19 protein-coding genes are annotated in these 18,760 nt (G+C 52.9%); 5 read left to right on the top strand and 14 right to left on the bottom strand.

Features of this window, described 5'->3' with window-relative positions:
* Positions 1 to 83 precede the first annotated feature (83 nt).
* From rnc to SBI19_RS18345, 10 genes are all read right to left on the bottom strand, one after another.
* Positions 84 to 782 (bottom strand): ribonuclease III, encoded by a 699-nt coding sequence (rnc, locus tag SBI19_RS18390; RefSeq protein ID WP_317970815.1) that lies wholly within the window; start codon positions 780 to 782, stop codon positions 84 to 86.
* Entirely contained in the window at positions 772 to 2,010 is a 1,239-nt protein-coding gene (gene fabF / locus SBI19_RS18385) for a beta-ketoacyl-ACP synthase II (RefSeq protein ID WP_317970813.1), read from the bottom strand. The genes rnc and fabF overlap by 11 nt, the downstream gene beginning before the upstream one ends.
* A 161-nt stretch (positions 2,011 to 2,171) precedes the next feature.
* Positions 2,172 to 2,405, bottom strand: a complete 234-nt coding sequence (locus SBI19_RS18380) for an acyl carrier protein (RefSeq protein ID WP_110043041.1) — start codon at positions 2,403 to 2,405, stop codon at positions 2,172 to 2,174.
* Between the two features lie 95 nt (positions 2,406 to 2,500).
* Positions 2,501 to 3,250: a 3-oxoacyl-[acyl-carrier-protein] reductase gene (gene fabG / locus SBI19_RS18375; RefSeq protein WP_317970810.1), complete on the bottom strand. Its 750-nt coding sequence runs from the start codon at positions 3,248 to 3,250 to the stop codon at positions 2,501 to 2,503.
* A 117-nt stretch (positions 3,251 to 3,367) separates the two neighbouring features.
* Positions 3,368 to 4,303 (bottom strand): ACP S-malonyltransferase, encoded by a 936-nt coding sequence (gene fabD / locus SBI19_RS18370; protein WP_317970808.1) that lies wholly within the window; start codon positions 4,301 to 4,303, stop codon positions 3,368 to 3,370.
* A 563-nt stretch (positions 4,304 to 4,866) separates the two neighbouring features.
* Positions 4,867 to 5,853, bottom strand: coding sequence for a beta-ketoacyl-ACP synthase III (locus SBI19_RS18365; RefSeq protein WP_317970953.1), 987 nt, complete (start codon positions 5,851 to 5,853; stop codon positions 4,867 to 4,869).
* Between the two features lie 14 nt (positions 5,854 to 5,867).
* The gene (gene plsX, locus SBI19_RS18360; RefSeq protein WP_317970806.1) at positions 5,868 to 6,857 is read right to left on the bottom strand and encodes a phosphate acyltransferase PlsX; all 990 of its coding nucleotides are present in this window, start codon (positions 6,855 to 6,857) and stop codon (positions 5,868 to 5,870) included.
* Complete coding sequence (gene fapR, locus SBI19_RS18355; RefSeq protein ID WP_174812758.1) at positions 6,841 to 7,437, bottom strand: transcription factor FapR; 597 nt, start codon at positions 7,435 to 7,437, stop codon at positions 6,841 to 6,843. The genes plsX and fapR overlap by 17 nt, the downstream gene beginning before the upstream one ends.
* 480 nt (positions 7,438 to 7,917) lie before the next feature.
* Positions 7,918 to 8,091 carry a 50S ribosomal protein L32 gene (rpmF, locus tag SBI19_RS18350; RefSeq protein WP_006036546.1) on the bottom strand — a complete coding sequence of 58 codons (174 nt, stop codon included), beginning with the start codon at positions 8,089 to 8,091 and terminating at the stop codon, positions 7,918 to 7,920.
* Between the two features lie 45 nt (positions 8,092 to 8,136).
* On the bottom strand, positions 8,137 to 8,658 hold the full coding sequence (locus SBI19_RS18345) for a YceD family protein (RefSeq protein ID WP_317970802.1): 522 nt from the start codon (positions 8,656 to 8,658) through the stop codon (positions 8,137 to 8,139).
* Positions 8,659 to 8,877: 219 nt separating this feature from the next.
* Here SBI19_RS18345 and SBI19_RS18340 point away from each other — a divergent pair, with 219 nt between their 5' ends.
* Both SBI19_RS18340 and SBI19_RS18335 read left to right on the top strand, forming a co-directional pair.
* A complete protein-coding gene (locus SBI19_RS18340; RefSeq protein WP_317970800.1) occupies positions 8,878 to 10,140 on the top strand; it encodes a nucleotidyltransferase in 1,263 nt (420 codons plus the stop codon).
* 163 nt (positions 10,141 to 10,303) lie between these two features.
* Entirely contained in the window at positions 10,304 to 11,566 is a 1,263-nt protein-coding gene (locus SBI19_RS18335; protein ID WP_317970798.1) for a nucleoside recognition domain-containing protein, read from the top strand.
* A gap of 3 nt (positions 11,567 to 11,569) precedes the next feature.
* Here SBI19_RS18335 and coaD read toward each other — a convergent pair whose 3' ends face one another.
* The 3 genes from coaD to pruA all read right to left on the bottom strand — a co-directional run bounded on the left by coaD (position 11,570) and on the right by pruA (position 14,847).
* Entirely contained in the window at positions 11,570 to 12,085 is a 516-nt protein-coding gene (gene coaD, locus SBI19_RS18330) for a pantetheine-phosphate adenylyltransferase (RefSeq protein ID WP_317970796.1), read from the bottom strand.
* Positions 12,060 to 12,680, bottom strand: a complete 621-nt coding sequence (gene rsmD / locus SBI19_RS18325; RefSeq protein ID WP_317970794.1) for a 16S rRNA (guanine(966)-N(2))-methyltransferase RsmD — start codon at positions 12,678 to 12,680, stop codon at positions 12,060 to 12,062. The genes coaD and rsmD overlap by 26 nt, the downstream gene beginning before the upstream one ends.
* A 619-nt stretch (positions 12,681 to 13,299) precedes the next feature.
* The gene (pruA, locus tag SBI19_RS18320; RefSeq protein WP_317970950.1) at positions 13,300 to 14,847 is read right to left on the bottom strand and encodes an L-glutamate gamma-semialdehyde dehydrogenase; all 1,548 of its coding nucleotides are present in this window, start codon (positions 14,845 to 14,847) and stop codon (positions 13,300 to 13,302) included.
* A 169-nt stretch (positions 14,848 to 15,016) separates the two neighbouring features.
* Between pruA and SBI19_RS18315 the strand changes: the two genes are divergently transcribed.
* Together SBI19_RS18315 and rocF are read left to right on the top strand one after the other, a co-directional pair.
* Positions 15,017 to 15,949 carry a proline dehydrogenase family protein gene (locus SBI19_RS18315; RefSeq protein WP_317970792.1) on the top strand — a complete coding sequence of 311 codons (933 nt, stop codon included), beginning with the start codon at positions 15,017 to 15,019 and terminating at the stop codon, positions 15,947 to 15,949.
* A gap of 41 nt (positions 15,950 to 15,990) precedes the next feature.
* On the top strand, positions 15,991 to 16,917 hold the full coding sequence (gene rocF, locus SBI19_RS18310; RefSeq protein WP_317970790.1) for an arginase: 927 nt from the start codon (positions 15,991 to 15,993) through the stop codon (positions 16,915 to 16,917).
* 491 nt (positions 16,918 to 17,408) lie between these two features.
* Here the strand turns inward: rocF and SBI19_RS18305 are convergent, their stop codons facing one another.
* Positions 17,409 to 18,260: an ATP-dependent DNA ligase gene (locus tag SBI19_RS18305; RefSeq protein ID WP_317970788.1), complete on the bottom strand. Its 852-nt coding sequence runs from the start codon at positions 18,258 to 18,260 to the stop codon at positions 17,409 to 17,411.
* A gap of 139 nt (positions 18,261 to 18,399) precedes the next feature.
* Between SBI19_RS18305 and SBI19_RS18300 the strand changes: the two genes are divergently transcribed.
* Positions 18,400 to 18,606, top strand: coding sequence for an alpha/beta-type small acid-soluble spore protein (locus SBI19_RS18300; RefSeq protein ID WP_317970786.1), 207 nt, complete (start codon positions 18,400 to 18,402; stop codon positions 18,604 to 18,606).
* The last annotated feature ends 154 nt before the right edge of the window (positions 18,607 to 18,760 follow it).

Genomic DNA, 18,760 nt, shown 5'->3' with positions numbered 1-18,760 from the left:
GAACACGAACTTAAAGGTGAGGAAACACAACAAAGCGCCGCAACAGCTTCGACTAGTCCGCTGTGCAGCGCCTTTCCTTCGATTTACTTGTGCTGCTCAAGCTGCGTGCAGGCCGCTTCAGCGGAACGCTGCTCAGCTTCCTTCTTCGTTCGTCCAACGCCTACCCCGTACGTCTGCTCTCCGATTCGAACCTCAACGACAAACTCGCGGTCATGCGCAGGTCCACGTTCTTCTGCGATGCGGTACTCAACGGGACCAAGCGCGCCGTGCTGCGCTTTCTCCTGCAGCTTCGACTTGAAGTCCTTCACGAGCAGCGAGCCGTTCTCTTCGATATGCGGGAACACCTGCTCCGAGAGAAAGGTCCGTACTCGCTCGAAACCTTGATCGAGATAGATCGCACCGATGAAAGACTCGAACAGGTCGGCAAGAAGCGCTGGCCGCTGACGGCCGCCGAGCTGCTCCTCGCCGCGTCCAAGCATAACGCATGCGCCAAGTCCGAGCAATTCCGCGAAGCGTGCAAGCGAAGGTTCACACACGATCGAAGCCCGCATCCGCGTAAGCTCGCCTTCCGGACGATTCGGATAGGTAAGGAACAGATGCTCTGACACAAGCAGTTGAAGAACGGCGTCGCCGAGAAACTCGAGCCGCTCGTTATCTTCAATCGGCTTGCCCCGATGTTCGTTCACATACGAGGTATGCGTGAAAGCTTGCTTCAACAGCCGTGGCTGACGAAAACGAATAGAAAACCGGTTCTGCAGTTGATCTAGTGCATCATGCCTCATACGCTCTCATCACAATCGTCGCATTGTGACCGCCGAAGCCGAAGGAGTTGGACAATGCCGTCCGTACGTTCGCTTGACGCGGTGTATTCGGTACATAATCGAGGTCGCATTCTGGATCTTGATTGTCCAGGTTGATCGTTGGCGCGATGATACCGTTCTTGATCGTCAGACCGAGAATAACGGCTTCAACACCGCCGGCAGCGCCGAGCAAGTGACCCGTCATCGACTTCGTCGAACTGATCGCTACTTTATAAGCATGGTCGCCGAACGCTTTCTTCACCGCAAGCGTCTCCGAGCGATCGCCAACCGGCGTCGACGTACCATGTGCATTGATATAATCGATCTCTTCCGGTGCAAGGCCAGCATCCTTCAATGCGCGCGTCATACAGCGTGCTGCGCCATCCGGATCAGGCTCGGTCATATGGTGAGCGTCGCCGCTCATGCCATAGCCGATAACTTCGGCATAAATACGAGCGCCGCGTTTCTGTGCGTGCTCAAGCGACTCAAGTACAAGTACGCCGGAGCCTTCGCCCATGACGAAACCGTCGCGGTCGGTATCAAACGGCCGGCTTGCTTTCTCTGGTTCGTCGTTCCGTACGCTCATCGCGCGCATGGCGCAAAATCCAGCCATACCCGTTGGTCTGATCGTCGCTTCTGCGCCGCCGCAAATCATGACTTCGGCGTCGCCGCGTTGAATCATTTTGTACGAGTCGCCAATGGAGTGGGTTCCTGTTGCACAAGCTGTAACTGCCGTGCTGTTCGGACCTTTCGCCCCGGTTGCCATCGACACTTGTCCGGACGCCATATTCGCGATCATCATCGGAATAAAGAATGGGCTGACGCGCTTCGGACCTTTCTCCAGCAGGATGTTATGTTGATCTTCCCACGTACCAAGACCGCCAATACCCGAGCCGATCATTACGCCGACACGCTCTGGATCTGCATTCTCGCCAATGTTCAGACCTGCATCTTCGACCGCTTTCTTCGATGCAGCAACTGCAAACTGAACGAAACGGTCCATCTTGCGCGCTTCTTTCTTATCAGCATAAAGCTCCGGGTTGAATCCTTTGATCTCCGCTGCGATACGCGTCGGATATTCGGACACATCGAACGCTTCGATAAGCGATACGCCCGACTTCCCTTCCATCAAATTACCCCAGAACTGCTCCAAATCGTCCCCGAGCGAGGTCATGACCCCCATGCCTGTTACGACAACTCTCTGTTTCATTGTGTTCACCTCTACGGACAGCGATATTGGCAGCATCGTTAGACGGTGCTGCCGTTGTGCGAATGTATATATAACGAAACTCTTCGTAACAATGCTTAAGCTATCAAAAAAAGACTATATGATGGAGAGAAGTCCCGTTGCAATAACGGGACTTACGAACCTTACGTATGAGATTGTATGTAATTTACTACTTCTCCCACAGTGGTGATCTTTTCTGCGTCTTCATCAGAAATCTCCAAGTCAAACTCGTCTTCCAGCTCCATAACCAACTCAACAACGTCGAGCGAGTCTGCGCCGAGGTCATCCTTGAAGCTCGCTTCCAGCGTAACTTCTGATTCTTCTGCGCCGAGGCGGTCAACGACGATGCGTTTAACGCGATCCAGTACTTCGGACATTCCGGTTCACCTCCTCCTTGGTATTATACGAGAATTGCGGACAAAATGCCAGCGTAACCGTTTCATTTGTACCTTGAATGAAAGGTTTACAAATGTTACATGTACATGCCACCATCAATATGAATGGTTTGTCCTGTCATGTAGGACGCAGCATCAGAAGCCAAGAAACGAACAGCTTGTGCGATATCGTTCGGCTGGCCCAGACGAGCAAGCGGAATTTGGCCGATATGATGAGCTTTCGCTTCGTCGGACAGCTTGTCCGTCATATCGGTCTCGATAAAGCCTGGCGCGATGCAGTTCACGGTAATACCGCGGGATGCAAGCTCGCGAGCTGCAGATTTCGTCAGGCCGATAACGCCAGCCTTCGCAGCGACATAGTTGGCTTGCCCCGGATTGCCGAGCGAGCCTACAACAGAAGAAATGTTAATGATGCGGCCCGAACGCTGCTTCATCATTTGGCGCGTAACAGCTTTAATACCGTTGAATACACCTTTAAGGTTCGTCTCAATCACTTGATCGAACTCTTCTTCCTTCATGCGCATGATTAAATTATCTCTAGTAATGCCGGCATTATTCACCAAAATATCCAGCTTGCCAAACTCTTCGATCGACTTCTTCACGATCGTTTCGAATTCGTCCGTCTTACCGACATTGCCTTGCACGAGAATTGCACGGCGGCCAAGCGCCTCAATCGCATTCGCCGTCTCTACAGCGGCAGCTTCGCTGCCTGCATAGTTAACGGCAACATCGGCGCCAGCCTCGGCCAGTGCAATTGCGATTGCGCGGCCAAGTCCACGCGATGCGCCCGTTACGAGCGCCGCTTTACCTTCCAGACCTGCAAACATGTACGGATCCCTCCCAAAAGCGATTTGCATTTTTCTTTGAAAATACTACTTAGCATAAAAATTGCTTGCAGCGAAAGCATATGCTAGCAATTCGCTTGCTTATATGAAACCACTACTCTACGCGATCGGGTTGACTGCAGCTTCGAGTGATTGAACGCTGTTGATCGAAATAATCTTCACGTTGCGGTCGATTTTCTTGATCAGACCTGCCAGTACATTGCCGGAGCCGATTTCAACGAATGTATCGACGCCAAGCGCAATCAGCTTCTGTACACTGTCTTCCCACAGCACAGGCGAGTATACCTGTTCGACGAGCAATTGACGAATAGCAGCGCCTTCCGTAACTGGTTCAGCCGTTACATTCGCAATGACAGGTACCGATGCATCTGCAAACGCTACAGTGTCAAGCGTATCCGCAAGCTTCGCTGCTGCAGGCTTCATGAGCGAGGAGTGGAACGGACCGCTTACTTCAAGCGGAATGACGCGCTTCGCGCCGGCTTCTTTGCCGCGTTCAACTACAGCTTGTACACCTGCTGCCGTACCGGAAACAACGATTTGACCCGGGCAGTTGACGTTGGCCAATTCTACAGCGCCAACTTCTGCCGATACCGTGCTGCACAGTGCAGCGAGCGTATCGCGCTCAGCGCCGAGAACAGCTGCCATCGCGCCAGTACCGCCTGGTACAGCTTGTTCCATATATTCACCGCGAGCGCGTACGATACGCACCGCATCGGCGAACGACAGAACGCCAGCTGCAACAAGTGCACTGTACTCCCCTAGGCTGTGGCCAGCAACGTAATCAGGCGTTAGGCCGCGGCCTTTGAGCGCCTCAAGCAGTGCAACGGAGACTGTCAGCAGCGCAGGCTGCGTGTTCGCCGTTTGCTTAAGTGAGTCATCGGGTCCGTTGAAAATAATATCCGTCAGAGCGAAGCCAAGCGCTTCGTCCGCTTGTTCGAATACGCGGCGCGAGCCTTCGAATGCGTCGAATGCGTCTTTGCCCATGCCGACGGCTTGAGCGCCTTGGCCTGGAAATACGAAAGCTATTTTGGACATGAGGTGTCCAATCCTCCTTCATAACATCAAATTCTTAATTCTTTATCAACCCACCCAAACCCTCCCTTTCAAGGGAGGGCCCCCAAGGGCTGCTGCCCTCGGGACTCCCGCTTCTTTAGGACTGTTCTAGGCAGGGTTGGTGCGTGTGCCCGCTTGATGTGGTTGTTGATGCTCGTCCCTGATCGGGACGAACCAACAACCTCATCAAGCTTAGGTTTGAACGAGTCTATTGTCGGTTGTACGTCTGCTCACCTTGATTCGGCGCACCCGAGGTAACTTCCTGCTGCAAGCCTCTTTCGTCCCTGACGGGACACGACTCCACTTTAGGTGCTCCTGCCTATGTTGGCGTGATGGCCTAATCGGCCACGCCAGCGTTTAAGTGCAGTATTCGAGTCCCTATGGGACCATCCGAATACTAAATAGCGTATGTAGGTCCCTTCGGGACCATGGGGATAAGGCATATGGATCCCTGTGGTATCGGCCATATGCTTAAGACTAAAACCTAAGAGCTAATTTCATAATGACCAAAAATTATATAGACAAAAACCAAAACCCTTCTCGACTTACCAGTTCAGTACCGAAGCGCCCCAAGTGAGACCGCCGCCGAAACCGACGAGAACAAGCGTGTCGCCTTTGTTGACGCGGCCTTGTTCGACTGCTTCGGCCAGCGCGACTGGGATCGAGGCAGCGGACATGTTGCCGTATTTGTCGAGGTTGACCATGCACTTGTCTTCTGGCAAGTCAAGGCGATTGATTGCCGAGTTGATGATGCGGATGTTCGCTTGGTGAGGTACGAGAAGGTCGATATCGCTCTTCTCGAGGCCCGCTTTGCGGAGAGCCTCTTCGGCTGCACCGCCCATAATGCGAACGGCGAATTTGAACACGTCGTTGCCTGCCATATGGATGAAATGCTTCTTCTCGTCGATCGATGCAGCCGTTGCTGGCAGTCGGGATCCGCCGCCGCTGATGCAGAGCAGCTCGCCGCCGCTTCCGTCTGCGCCAAGCTCGAACGATTTGAAGCCGCGTCCTTCTTCCACTGGACCAAGTACTACAGCGCCAGCGCCATCACCGAACAGGATGCAAGTGTTGCGGTCCGTGTAGTCCGTAATGCGCGACAGGCATTCTGCACCAACAACCAGTGCATGTTTGTACATACCCGTAGCAATCATGCTCGAAGCAGTCGCCAGACTGTAAATAAATCCTGAGCAAGCTGCCGACAAGTCAAACGCAGCAGCTTTCTTCGCTCCGAGTTTATCTTGCAGCAAGCAAGCCGTCGAAGGGAAGAACATATCCGGCGTAATTGTAGCAACAATAATTAAGTCGATATCCTCTGCTGTTAGTCCAGCCGAACGCAGCGCTTCTTGCGAAGCACGCAGCGCAAGATCCGAAGTTGCCTGATCTGGCGCAGCAATTCGACGCTCTCGAATGCCGGTACGCGTGACGATCCACTCGTCATTCGTTTCGACCATTTGTTCGAGCTCAGCATTCGTCAATACGCGCTCCGGCACGTATTTGCCTGTTCCGATAATACCGACAGATGGCATATTCAACATGGTAGGTCCTCTCACTTCCCGCTAATTTCGTTAGCCATGCATGTAGTAACGTTGCTAATCAGCGCGTTGCGCGTCTGACGAATCGCATTCTTAACCGCTTTCGCATCGGAAGAGCCATGCGCCTTCACGACCAAACCGTTAACGCCGAGCAGCAGCGCGCCACCATGCTCTTTATAGTCCATTTTCTTACCTAGTGAACGCAAGCCCGGCATCATAATTGCTGCAGCCAACTTCGTCAGCATGGATCGTTTGAACTCCGTCTTGAGCGTTCCCATGATCGTACTCGCCGTGCCTTCCATCGCCTTAAGCATAATGTTCCCTGCGAAGCCGTCGCATACTAGAACATCACAATTGCGGTGGAGAACGTCACGAGCCTCGACATTGCCGATAAAATTAAGCGGCGAAGCCTCCAGCAGATCATACGCAGCCTTCGTCAGCTCATTGCCTTTACGTTCTTCCGTACCTACGTTAAGCAGACCTACACGCGGCTCACTGAGACCGTCCACTTGTTTCCGATAGATGCTGCCAATCGTTGCATATTGAAGCAGGTGCTCCGGCTTCGCATCCATGTTCGCGCCAAGGTCCATTGCCAAGACGCCGATGTCATCCATCGTAGGCATCAGCTGCGCCAGCGCCGGACGCTCAATTCCCTCCATACGACCGACTACGAGCAAGCCTGTAGTCATAAGCGCGCCCGTGTTGCCGGCAGAGATCATCGCATCAGCTTTACCTTCGCGCACTAACTGGCCTGCTATAACCATGGACGATTGCTTTTTGCGGCGAACTGCTCTTACAGGCTCTTCATCCGGGCCGATCACTTCTTCCGCATGTTCAATTGTTACGTTGGACGGCTTACTACCTTGTATGCACGCCTCAATGGCTGCTGTATCACCAACGAGAACAACCTGAATGTCTGACCATTCGGCTGCGGCATTCAATGCGCCTTGAACAATAAGTCCCGGCGCGTGGTCTCCACCCATCGCATCAATGACGATCCGCACGTTCTATTCCTCCCTCATCGATGTGCTCTCCCGCGGACCGATAGATGACAAAGTTCCCTTGAAACACCATCTCTTCTCCAACGTATGTGAACACTTCTACCTTTGCTTTGCTTTTCTCCCCGGAGATAGACCGTACATAAGCTTTCGCTATACATTTCTCACCGAGCTTGACCGATCGAATAAACCGGATATCAGCCGTAGCCGTGAGTGCGATTTCATCATCTATAACAGCGACAGCCAATGAGTTGGCCTGTGCGAACACGTGGTGCCCCCTCGCGATGCCCGTCCGGGAAAATACGTGCTCATGCATAATTTCGAACATCGAAATACCGCTTCGATCGAGCTGCAAATCAACAATATCACCGATAACCTCATGCAGTGGCAGCGAGCGGACCGAATCGTAGGATCGCTCAGCCATCAGCTTCAGCCTTTCTCTCAGCTCCGGAATGGCTAGCTCTAGCCGGTCAAGTCTGATCGTCTGAATGCTCACCTTCAGCAAACGTGTCAGTTCACGGTCTGTAATGAACGGGTTCTCTTCGATCAGCTTGGATAGCTGCTGGTGCCGCTGGCGTTTGGGCAAACGTTCGATGGCTGGCACCTCCTTTACTCTGTAATCGTTCGTTATTTAATGTTTGCAAAACCGCAAACATGAAATCAGCTATTATAACCTGGTACTAAATCAGTATATGAGAAAACCACTATCGAGGCAACTCTGAGATGAGCGACCGCGTTTAAGGGTAGGTTTTATCGCCAATAAGAATTTGTTCATTCCAGTACACGTGGATGCTTAATAAATTCTTATGTGGAGGGAAAACCACTATCGAGGCAACTCTGAGATGAGCGACCTTCAGCTTTGCGGGGCAAAGCAGCTTCGTAAGCATAGGGTAGGTTTTATCGCCAATATTAAAAACGGCGCAAAGCAGCGCTGATCAGTTCATGAACAGAACCGGTCAGCTTTGCTTGCGCCGTCAGACCATCAACGCCACATAATGCACAGACCACTCTTTTGAAAAAAATAGCACTTCATCGCGAGATGAAGCACTACGAGTGGGAAACCGGCTTATTGCGAAATGATCTCTTTCGTTTTGTAATACCCGCACACTTTGCATACGTGGTGAGCAAGTTTCAGTTCTCCGCATTGCTCGCATTTCACCATGCCTGGCACCGCCAGTTTAAAGTGCGTACGACGTTTGTCGCGGCGAGTTTTGGAAGTTCTTCGTTGTGGTACTGCCATGTTTCCCACCTCCTTCACAGAATTACAGACCGCCTAAGCAGCTGGTTATTTGTTGTCGTCAATGAACAAATCTTTAAGAGCAGCAAGTCGCGGGTCGATCGATCCGCGGTTACAGCCGCATTCATGTTCATTCAAGTTCTGTCCGCATTCGGAGCATAGTCCCTTGCAATCGCTGCTGCACATCGGCACGAAAGGCAGCTCAAGCAGCCACAAATCTTCAACGTACGGCTTCAGGTCGATGGAATCACCGATCACTTCGATCGTATCGTCATCCGATTCTTCATCTTCGGGCGACAGCTCAGCGACCTGTTTGAACTGTTCATGGAACGGCACGTCCACCTTAACGGCAGCCGGGTTCAAACAGCGGGAACAAGCCATCTCAAGCTCGGAAGTCAAATGTCCGTCGACATGAATCAAGCCTTCTGCCGCTGTAACGTTAAGCTCAACCTGCATCGGACTTGCCGACAACACGTCTCTGCGACCCTTCAGCAGCGAATCAACCTGAACCGTCTCATGGATTAAAGGAAGCTTCCCTTTGGTCAGTACTTCTTGAATACGAAATTGCATGAGATCACCCCAAACAAACAAAGATTATTATATCGACTCGATAATGGTTTTGTCAACATTTTCAGCGCATGATATGATGGTTCTTATAAAGAAGAATCAGCTGTTGTCTTCCTTGTGACGGCGATAACGCGATTCATTCCGGCGAAATCCAAGCGGTTATAGGAGATAACTTAACCTTTCCTGGATTTCAATGAAAAGCATCCGAATCGGAGGAACGCCATGCGTACGGTCGGCATTGTAGTTGAGTACAATCCTTTTCATAATGGACATTACTATCATGTACAGCAATCTCGAAAAAAAACGGGCGCCGATGCCGTCGTCGCCGTCATGAGCGGCCATTTCCTCCAGCGTGGAGAGCCGGCGCTGCTGGACAAATGGACGCGCGCCGAGATGGCGCTGCGCGGCGGCTGCGATCTCGTGCTGGAGCTGCCCGTCGCCTATTCGACGCAGTCGGCGGAATGGTTCGCTCGGGGCGCGGTCGCAACGCTCGATGCGACGGGAGTCGTCGACACGCTTTGCTTCGGCAGCGAATCAGGCGACATCGAATCCTTCTGCGCGGCAGCCGAATTGCTGCATGAAGAACCCGCTTCATTCAAACAAGCGCTGAATGAGCGGCTTGCAGAAGGCGTTCCATATCCCGCAGCATACGAGTGGGCTTTATCCACTCATGCTGCAAAGCAAGGGATCCCCCCGCTCGCTGTCGCACAGCCCAACAATTCGTTAGGATTGCATTATACACTCGCTGTTAAGCGAATGGGAAGTCCAATTGCTCCCTTTACGATTCGCCGGGAGAAATCCGGCTATAACGATCAGACGCCATCGGACGAATCCATAGCCAGCGCAACTGCGATCCGCAAGCTGCTGCTTGAAGCTGGCGATCTCGAAGCCGCTCGTCCTTTTGTCCCGAAGACGACAATTGCACTGATGCAGCGCGAACGCGACAAAGGGCTGATCGCTGCTGATTGGCGATTGTTCGAGAAACAGCTCATTCATTCCATCCTAACGCGATCCGTCGAAGAGCTCGGACATATTCACGAAATGACCGAAGGACTCGAGCATCGACTGCTGCATACCGTCCGCCAGCTGGATGAAGTTCGATTCGAGCCGCTGCTGGAGCAGTTGAAGACCAAACGTTATACGCGTACCAAGCTGCAGAGAGCGCTTCTAGCGGTTCTGCTTGGTCATACGAAGCGTGAGCTTGCACCGGGCAAGCTGGCTGAAGGTCCCGGCTACATCCGAGTGTTAGGCTTTACGTCCAAGGGCCAATCATTGCTGCGGCAAATGCGTAAGTCTTCCCGCTGGCCCGTGCTGATGAGCGCTGCGAGAGCACCTGAGCAGCTGCCGTACTTGTCGCTTGATATTCGCGCAACCGCCGTTTACGCTCTGGCAAGAAATCCGAACGCTTCTTCACGCGACCTGCTGCGCGACTATTACGAACAACCGATTCGTATCGCTGATGATTCATCTCCATCTGAACAATGATACGTTCGCAATTATAGCCATGGCAGCCTAATCGGTTGTCATGGCTATTTCGCGTATATCGAACAGATCGAAGGTCTATCGTGCCGCCTAGGCACGTACAATGTACGGATTGCCCGTCCTCTCACGGAACGGAGCCGTAACGCTCAACGAAAGGAGACTGCACATGCGCCGCACCATTGTGCTTGCGATCGTCTCCATCCTGCTCGTAGCAGCTGTCATCCGTCAGCCCGATGCGACCTTCCAAGCATCGCTGCAAGGACTGACGCTGTGGTGGACGATTGTTTTTCCTGGCTTAATGCCATTCTTAGTGCTGTTCGAGCTCATGAGCGCATTCGGCGTCACAACGCTCGCCGGACATTTGATGGAGCCGCTGACGAGGAAGCTGCTCCGGCTGCCTGGTCCAGCGGGCCTTGCCATTGCTGCAGGATGGTCAGGCGGCTATGCAGCCGGTTCCGAAGCGACCGCAGCGCTGCGGCGCAGCGGAGAAGTAACGCGATCAGAAGGCCAGCGGCTGTTGGCGCTGGCCCATATGCCGAATCCGCTGTTCATGATCATCGTCGTTGGCGTTGGATTCATGAAGCAGCCTGCATATGGCTTCTTAGCTGCGATTGCGATATGGACAAGCAGCTTGATCCCTGCGTTAGCTATCGCGTTCAAGGATCGGCTGATGTCCGGAGCAAGCAATAGGACACAGCGTGGATCAACAGAGAAATCCACGAGTTCCAATCCTTCTGCCGCTCCGCACAAGCTGCTGACTAGAGCTGCTGCTGCAATGCAAGAAGCGCATGACCTTGATGGCCGATCATTCGGCAAGGCGCTTGGCGACGCGACGGTCAGCGCCGTACAGAAGCTGCTGGCAGCCGGCGGCATTATTATCGTCTGCGCCGTCATCGTCCGGCTGCTGGAGCCGCTCTGGGACGCGGCAAGCCTGCTGCTGCATCTGCCGCACTGGGTGCTGGCCGCGCTATTCGAGAGCCATCTAGGCGCCTACTCCGTGTCCAGCTCGTTCAACGCAAGCGTGAGCGCTGCTCTTCCGATTGCCGCGACTGCCGCCGCACTGGCATGGAGCGGACTTGGCGCAATCGCGCAGACGAGCGCCGCGATTGCCGGAACGGATCTACGGCTGCTGCCGTTCTTAGCTGCGCGTGCCGTTCATGCCGTTCTCGCCGCCGTGCTTGTCCTGCTGTTATGGCGGCCGTTCACTTCATTGATCCAGAAGCATGCGGGCGCGTTGTCCGCTGCGCATTTTGACCATACGAATCTTAGCACAAGCAGTGCGAACCGATGGATCAACGACGTGTTCATTCACACATCGGATCTCAGCTCGTTCTGGCACTACATCCCTGCAGCGCTGCTGGTGTTCGCATTGATGATACTATCAGCTGCCTTATTATCGCTTCCGCTTCGATTCAAGCTTAGACGATGATTTTTACCCGAGCTGCGCCTGCACTTTCTCCTCCAACTTCGTTCTTACGAATGGCGGAACCAGCTCCGACACATCGCCATGGAAGCGTGCAACCTCTTTCACAATGCTGGAGCTTAAATAGGAATATTTCGGATTCGTCATCATGAAAATCGTCTCGATGTCCGGGTCAAGCAAATGGTTCGTCGATGCCATCTGAAGCTCATATTCAAAATCCGAAACGGAGCGGATGCCGCGTACGATCGTACCGGCCTTCTTCGATTTCATAAATCGAACAAGCAAATCACGGAAGCTGTCGATCTGCACGTTCGGAAACTCGCGCGTCACTTCATGCAGGAGCGCCTTGCGTTCATCGACGGAGAACATCGGGCTCTTGCTCGTATTATTGAGCACCGCTACGATCAACGTATCGTACTGCTTCGACGCCCGCGCGATAATGTCCAAATGGCCGTACGTTACCGGGTCGAAACTCCCTGGGTATACGGCAATACGATTATTAGCTTCCAGCTGACTGTTGCTCATCTGCACTTCCCCCATCTTCCGCTGCGTTATCGCCTGGCTGTTCGGGCTGATAGGAATAGATCGTAACAGCCGTCTCCCCATACTTCGAATATTTCCGTTGGATGAATCCGCCGAACCGCTCTGGATATAGATGCGAAGAGTCGTGTTCAATCACGATAATCGCATCCTGCTCCACCAAGTTATGCGAAGCGATGCTCTCCAGCATTTCGTCCATGTTCGTCATCTTGTATGGTGGGTCTAGAAATATGTATCGGAACTGTTCTCCCCGCTTCGCGAGCGCCTTCACTGCGCGATCCGCATCGTTGCGGTAAATCTCACTGCGATCCGCTAGTCTCGCCGCATTCACGTTCTGACGAATCACATCAATGCTGATGGCCTCCCGATCGACGAAAATCGCCTTGTCCGCACCTCTGCTCAGCACCTCGATGCCAAGACCTCCTGTGCCTGCGAACAAATCAAGCGCGAGTCCTCCGTCAAAATAAGGACCGATCATGCTGAAGATCGCCTCTTTGACCTTATCGGTCGTCGGTCTCGTATTCTTGCCTGGCACCGCTTTGAGCGGCCGCCCTTTGGCTGTTCCTGCTACTACCCTCACGTTGTTGCCCCCTTACAAACAAACACTCTCTATCAATCAATCGGCTATATCGTACCACATTTGAATGTTGGGAATAAAGCAATCAAATGGGACGTGAATAGAGGGATTTATCGCAATCGGGGCATATTACTCGCTAAGGGGGAAACCGATATGCTTCGAACCATACTTTGCTTCATCATTATGACTTGCTTCCTTGCTTCAAATGCGCATGCATTTCCTTTGATGACAATAGAGACAGTGCCTGCTCCCGAGAGAAACTGGACTTATCTCCCCGAGGGCAATGGCGAAATGACGATTCATGTTGAAACCTATACTGCAAATCGGATAAAGGTGTGGCGCGTTCCAACGGGGACGCAGCAATGGGTGAACCGACACCTTATTTGCGATGAATCCGGTCATAAAGATCATTGGAAGTGTGTATGGAAGTATGATCAGGACGAGTCCATACACGATCATTTTGTCATTCAAGTATTTGGAGACGGTTGGGAGATACAAGACAGCATCAACGTCACTCGCAGACAGCCGAAGATCATCCGCAGTGATGATTGTTGTGCTTTATATACGGACAAACAACAGCCGCTCGAACGGAGTTCGAACGGCTGTTGTTTTGCATTTTCCGCTACATACGCTCCGACACGACCTTGCCTTGCATGAATTGAATCAAATAGTCAGGTCCGCCTGCCTTCGAATCCGTTCCGGATAGGTTGAAGCCGCCGAATGGATGAACGCCGACCAATGCGCCCGTACACTTCCGATTGAAATACAAATTGCCGACGTGGAACAAGTCGCGCGCGAGCTCAAGTCGCTCTCTGCGGTTGGAGTACACCGAGCCCGTCAAGCCGTATGGCGTATCGTTCGCAATCGCAAGCGCGTGGCCGAAGTCATCTGCACGAATGCAAGCGAGCACCGGACCGAATATTTCGTCTTGCGCGAGCGACGCATGAGAATCGACATCTGCGATGATCGTTGGTTCTACGAAGTAGCCTGCCCCGTCGTCCATCCCCCCGCCTGAGAGCAGGCGGCCTTGCAATTTCCCTGCTGTCACGTACTGACGGATCTTGTTATAGGCTGCACGGTCGATGACGGGTCCGACATCGGTACCATGCAGCGCCGGATCACCGATGGTGAGACGCTTCGTCAGCGCTGTTATCCGCTCGGTAACTTCCTCATATACATCCGCGTGAATGATGGCACGTGAACAAGCGGAACATTTTTGCCCCGCATAACCGAATGCCGACTGAACGATACCCTGTGAAGCTGCGACCAAGTCCGCATCACGATCAACAACGATTGCGTCCTTGCCGCCAAGCTCTGCAATGACGCGCTTAATCCAGCGCTGTCCCGGCTGCAGCCTCGCGGCACGCTCGACAATTCGGAGTCCAACCTCCATCGAGCCTGTGAAGCTGACGAAACGGGTCAGCGGATGATCGATAAGCACGTCGCCAATCTCGCCGCCGGAGCCAGGAACGAACTGAATGACATCCTCAGGAAGCCCCGCCTCGTGCATAAGCCGAACGAATCGAGCTGCAATGATGGGCGTAGCCGAAGCCGGTTTGAGCACGACCGTGTTGCCCGCTACAACCGCAGATGCGGTCATGCCAGCCATTATCGCAAGCGGGAAATTCCATGGCGGGATCACGATGCCGACACCGAGCGGGACGTACGTCCATTCATTATCTTCGCCAGGAATACGAACAAGCGGCTGCGGGGCGCAGAGCCGTTCCGCTTCTCTCCCGTAATATTCAAGAAAATCGATCGCTTCCGCCGTATCGACGTCCGCTTCTACCCATGTTTTGCCGGCTTCTGCAACGAGCCATGCCGAGAATTCATGTTTCCTGCGGCGAAGCAGCGCCGCTGCCTTATACAACGTTCGAGCGCGTGCCGCCGGCTCCACTCGCTTCCAGTGTTCAAAAGCAGCCGCAGCGATATCGACCGCCTCTGCCGCACGCTTCCGATCAGCCTGTGCGACAACGCCAAGCGCTTCGCCATGCCTCGCCGGATTGATCGAATGCTTCAGGTTTTCAGGAACGATCTCTCTTCCGCCGATCAATAACGGATACAGCTGTCCGTAGCTTCGCTTGATATCATCAAGCGCTGTCTCGAGCAGACGGCGGTTGTCTGCTTGGCTGAAATCCGTCATCGGCTCATTGCTGAATGGCCCCATCATCATTAGCCGCCTCCCAATAGTCGAAGTTGCCGCCTGTACACCTGGAATGACGGCACCAGTTCCTGTCTATATATAAGCATCCACATCTAAATTCATGACAGCTTGCTTACGGAACGGGAACGAAGAGCGATCTCATAAGTCTGGAGCATCCAGGAAGGAGCTGGCGAGGATGGAAATCGGCATTCGACTGTTTCGCTCAGTCATCCTCGGGCTGGCCGGCAACCCTGCAGCGGCGGCCCTCTCGCGCAAGTATGGAATGAAGCTGGGCGCCTCCCGCTTCGTTGCCGGACAGACACGGGATGAGGCACTCAATCGAGCACAGGAACTGAACACGCAGAAGCTGGTCGTGACGATGGATCATCTTGGCGAAGGCGTTCGTACCGATATCGAGGCGGATGGATACCGGACGGAGTACTGCTCGCTCATTACGGCAATGAAGGAACGCGGCATCAAAGGCAACGTATCGTTGAAGCCGACCCAGATGGGACTGGCGCTTCACGAGGAACGGACGTATGCACGAATTCGAGCGATTGTGCAAACCGCAGCCGGCTGCGGAATGTTCGTTCGTTTGGACATGGAGGACAGTCCATATACCGACAAAACGCTTCGTATCGTTTCCAAGCTTCGTGCCGAAGGACTGATGAATGTAGGCCCCGTCATTCAAGCGTATCTCCGTCGCAGCGATCATGATCTGAAGTCGCTGACTTCTTCACGCGTTAACGTCCGGCTAGTGAAAGGCGCATATAAAGAACCTGCTCGAATCGCGTACCCCAAACGAGAGGATGTGGATTCTAATTTCAAACGGCTTATCCGTTCTCGGCTGGACAGCGGCGTCTACACGGCTATCGCAACACATGACGAGAAAATAATCGACTGGGTCAAATCGTATGTGAAGCGGCGGTGCATCCCCCATTCGGCGTTTGAATTCCAAATGCTGTACGGCATCCGAACGCCGCTCCAGCTGTCGCTTGCCGAGCAGGGTTATACGGTTCGCAGCTATGTGCCTTACGGGACGATGTGGTACCCGTATTTTGTTCGGCGGTTAGCCGAGCGGCCCGCTAATGTCGGGTTCGTTGTACGCAGTCTGCTGAAACGGCGTTAACGCCGCTGAGTTGAGTACTTGCCATGAGGAGGTGCACATCGATGTCTCGTGCTTCGCGATCTGCAGGCGTTCTGCCGCCCATCGCCATCATCCCTGCCCCCTTCGATTGGGGTGCGAGCCGCCGCGGCGCCTCACAAGGCCCTCAGGCCATTCTGCTGTCAGGACTTGAACGCAAGCTGCAGCAGCTTGGACTGCAATACGTCGTGGAATCGCCGGATTATCTACCTGATGTGCTGCTGGACCATCGAAATGAACCCTATTTGCGACATTGGGGCAAAATTGCAGCGGTCAACGAAGCGATTGCGCTCAAGACCGCACAAGCAGCAGCGGCAGGACGGTTCCCGCTGCTGCTTGGCGGCGATCATAGCATCGCGATCGGCTCGGTTGCAGGCGCGGCGAAGAGCCGCCGCCGGCTCGGCGTGCTCTGGATCGATGCGCATGGCGACTTGAATACGCCAAGCACGACCCCTTCGGGCAATATCCACGGCATGTCGCTCGCATGCTCGCTCGGCCATGGAGACAGCCGATTAACCTCCATCGGCGGGAGCTTCCCGAAGGTACAGGCGGATCGGACGGTGTTGGTAGGCGCACGTGAGTTGGATGAAGGCGAGCGGCAGTTGATCCGCTCGGAAGGTGTTCATTGCTTCACGATGCACGACATTGATCGGCGCGGCATGGCCGCGGTAATGAGTGATGCGATCGCTATCGTATCGGATGGCACGGACGGCGTCCATCTCAGCTTCGACATCGACTCCGTTGATCCGGGCGAAGCGCCGGGCACCGGCACGAAGGTGCGCGGCGGGCTTATGTACCGCGAGACCCATCTGGCGATGGAGATGCTGGCGGAAGCCGGCATCGTCACTTCCGCCGATGTCGTCGAGGTGAATCCTCAGCTCGATAACGGCCACCGCACGGCGCGGCTCGCCGTCGAGCTGATCGCTTCCTTGTTCGGCGAACGGATTTTATAGAGGATGGATTAGCAGGTGGGGCTTGTTGACGAATCGTTGACAACATACACGAAGCGAAACAATTGGCCCTCCGAGTTGGCCTAAGGAAAAGTTCGGAAACATTTTTGGAAACAGAGGTATAAAACGGTCAAATCGGGCAATCATACTATACATCGGCGTCGAGAGATGCCGTAGACAACCGCGGAGAAGACTTACGTTTCCCCATAAGCTCTTCGTCCGGTTTCTCCTCTCCCATGAAAGGACGTCCCGAAAGGGGCGTCCGATTTTTATTTTAACAACGACCAATAAACCCCCAGTATATAAAGAATCATCCCAAATATGTATTTCCGTTTTATTATATCAACAGAAGATTGTTGACCAATTGTCGACCAAATAAATAAAAGGCAGCGGACGCATCATGATGTGCGTTCACTGCCTTTAATCTTGTGCGCGCCAGCTGCCGTTATTCGATGTTAACACCTGGATGGTCACAAGAAGGGGGTCATTTACATCTACACCACAAAATCAACAAATTCCGGTGCGCGCAGCATACCGTTCCTTGTCCAGTTTCGAGTTCGTACTTGCGCCTTAAAATGGGGTTGGATGTATACGAAGTCACGATCTTCCGCGCAAGTGATCTGCGCAGCTATAGTAAAGAATGCCTTTCGTGCAACAAGCGGAACAGACAGCTCGATTACACCAACAGATTGGCCTTGATAGTGAGCAAGCCAGCCGAACTGGTTTTTCCGGTATCCGACCAAATCAACATTAACGTAGAGGTAGTTGATGATCTTCAGCCAATCTGAGCTTCGATTCCCTACGTATTTCGAATTCTTATGCTTAGCGACAATCCCGCCGAGATTCCGCTGACGTACAAGGTCAAACAAGATCTTGCCATTACCTTCTGCACTGAACATAACGCTGTAAAATGGGTTGGGCTGTAGGATCTTCTGCAATAGCAGCTTCCGTTCACACAAAGGTCGGTGACGTATATCTTCACCGTTGTAATAAAGAATATCGAATACATAATAATGAACGGGCTTTGTCTTGGAATACTCGCGTATTCTAGGCGACTTGGAAGCCCTAAACCGCTCCAAAAGTAAATCGAAATCGAACCTTCCATCTTCGTCTGTCCTCGCTACCACTCCATCTAGAACAACGTCGCAATCCTCAAACACGGGTACATTATGTAACTCAGGATATTGTCGAGTGACATCGAGGTTATGCCTCGTATAAAGCGTCACCTTACCTCTATTCAACGATAGGAGTAAACGATGTCCCTCTATCGCAGGTTCAAATATATAACGTTCATCGTCAAATGGACGCTGGGCCGTTTCAGGCAGCATGGGTTCGCAGAAAGTCATGATACATCCTCCGTATATCATCGGTGATATACAATTGTATCATTTAATGCGAATAAAATAATTGTGAAACCAATGCATACAATTCCAACTCATACCACAAATTATTAATGTAACAACACTTCTAAGGGAGTTGACATACATGGCTAGAAACAACCAATTAGTCGTGCCTCAAGCGAAGGCAGCACTGGACAGAATGAAAGTCGAGATCGCGCAAGAACATGGAATCGCTTTTTCGCCTGACGGTTACAATGGAAACTTGATTACACGCGATGCTGGCACGATTGGCGGAAACATTACGAGAAAGCTTGTTCAAATGGCTGAACAAACTTTAGGTGGACGAATCTAACACAAGAGAAAATGAGGAAGCCCTGTCAGCAAACTGGAGTGCACCCCTTAGAATGGACATTGGATAAAACCCCTGGTTTATCCGATGAAATTGGTCAAGACCCTAATTAATGGACAGTAAGAAAAACCCCTACTTCGCAAGCTGGCTCTGGTAC

It is taken from the genome of Paenibacillus sp. CCS19, from assembly GCF_033239625.1.
Taxonomy (GTDB): Bacteria; Bacillota; Bacilli; order Paenibacillales; family Paenibacillaceae; genus Paenibacillus_T.
Note: the sequence above shows the minus strand (reverse complement) of the source record. Positions and strands in the feature narration are given on the sequence as shown.

Coding starts and splice junctions, on each gene's coding strand:
- rnc (WP_317970815.1), bottom strand. CDS start 782: ATGAGGCATGATGCACTAGATCAACTGCAGAACCGGTTTTCTATTCGT.
- fabF (WP_317970813.1), bottom strand. CDS start 2,010: ATGAAACAGAGAGTTGTCGTAACAGGCATGGGGGTCATGACCTCGCTC.
- SBI19_RS18380 (WP_110043041.1), bottom strand. CDS start 2,405: ATGTCCGAAGTACTGGATCGCGTTAAACGCATCGTCGTTGACCGCCTC.
- fabG (WP_317970810.1), bottom strand. CDS start 3,250: ATGTTTGCAGGTCTGGAAGGTAAAGCGGCGCTCGTAACGGGCGCATCG.
- fabD (WP_317970808.1), bottom strand. CDS start 4,303: ATGTCCAAAATAGCTTTCGTATTTCCAGGCCAAGGCGCTCAAGCCGTC.
- rpmF (WP_006036546.1), bottom strand. CDS start 8,091: ATGGCAGTACCACAACGAAGAACTTCCAAAACTCGCCGCGACAAACGT.
- SBI19_RS18345 (WP_317970802.1), bottom strand. CDS start 8,658: ATGCAATTTCGTATTCAAGAAGTACTGACCAAAGGGAAGCTTCCTTTA.
- SBI19_RS18340 (WP_317970800.1), top strand. CDS start 8,878: ATGCGTACGGTCGGCATTGTAGTTGAGTACAATCCTTTTCATAATGGA.
- SBI19_RS18335 (WP_317970798.1), top strand. CDS start 10,304: ATGCGCCGCACCATTGTGCTTGCGATCGTCTCCATCCTGCTCGTAGCA.
- coaD (WP_317970796.1), bottom strand. CDS start 12,085: ATGAGCAACAGTCAGCTGGAAGCTAATAATCGTATTGCCGTATACCCA.
- pruA (WP_317970950.1), bottom strand. CDS start 14,847: ATGATGGGGCCATTCAGCAATGAGCCGATGACGGATTTCAGCCAAGCA.
- SBI19_RS18315 (WP_317970792.1), top strand. CDS start 15,017: ATGGAAATCGGCATTCGACTGTTTCGCTCAGTCATCCTCGGGCTGGCC.
- rocF (WP_317970790.1), top strand. CDS start 15,991: ATGTCTCGTGCTTCGCGATCTGCAGGCGTTCTGCCGCCCATCGCCATC.
- SBI19_RS18305 (WP_317970788.1), bottom strand. CDS start 18,260: ATGACTTTCTGCGAACCCATGCTGCCTGAAACGGCCCAGCGTCCATTT.
- SBI19_RS18300 (WP_317970786.1), top strand. CDS start 18,400: ATGGCTAGAAACAACCAATTAGTCGTGCCTCAAGCGAAGGCAGCACTG.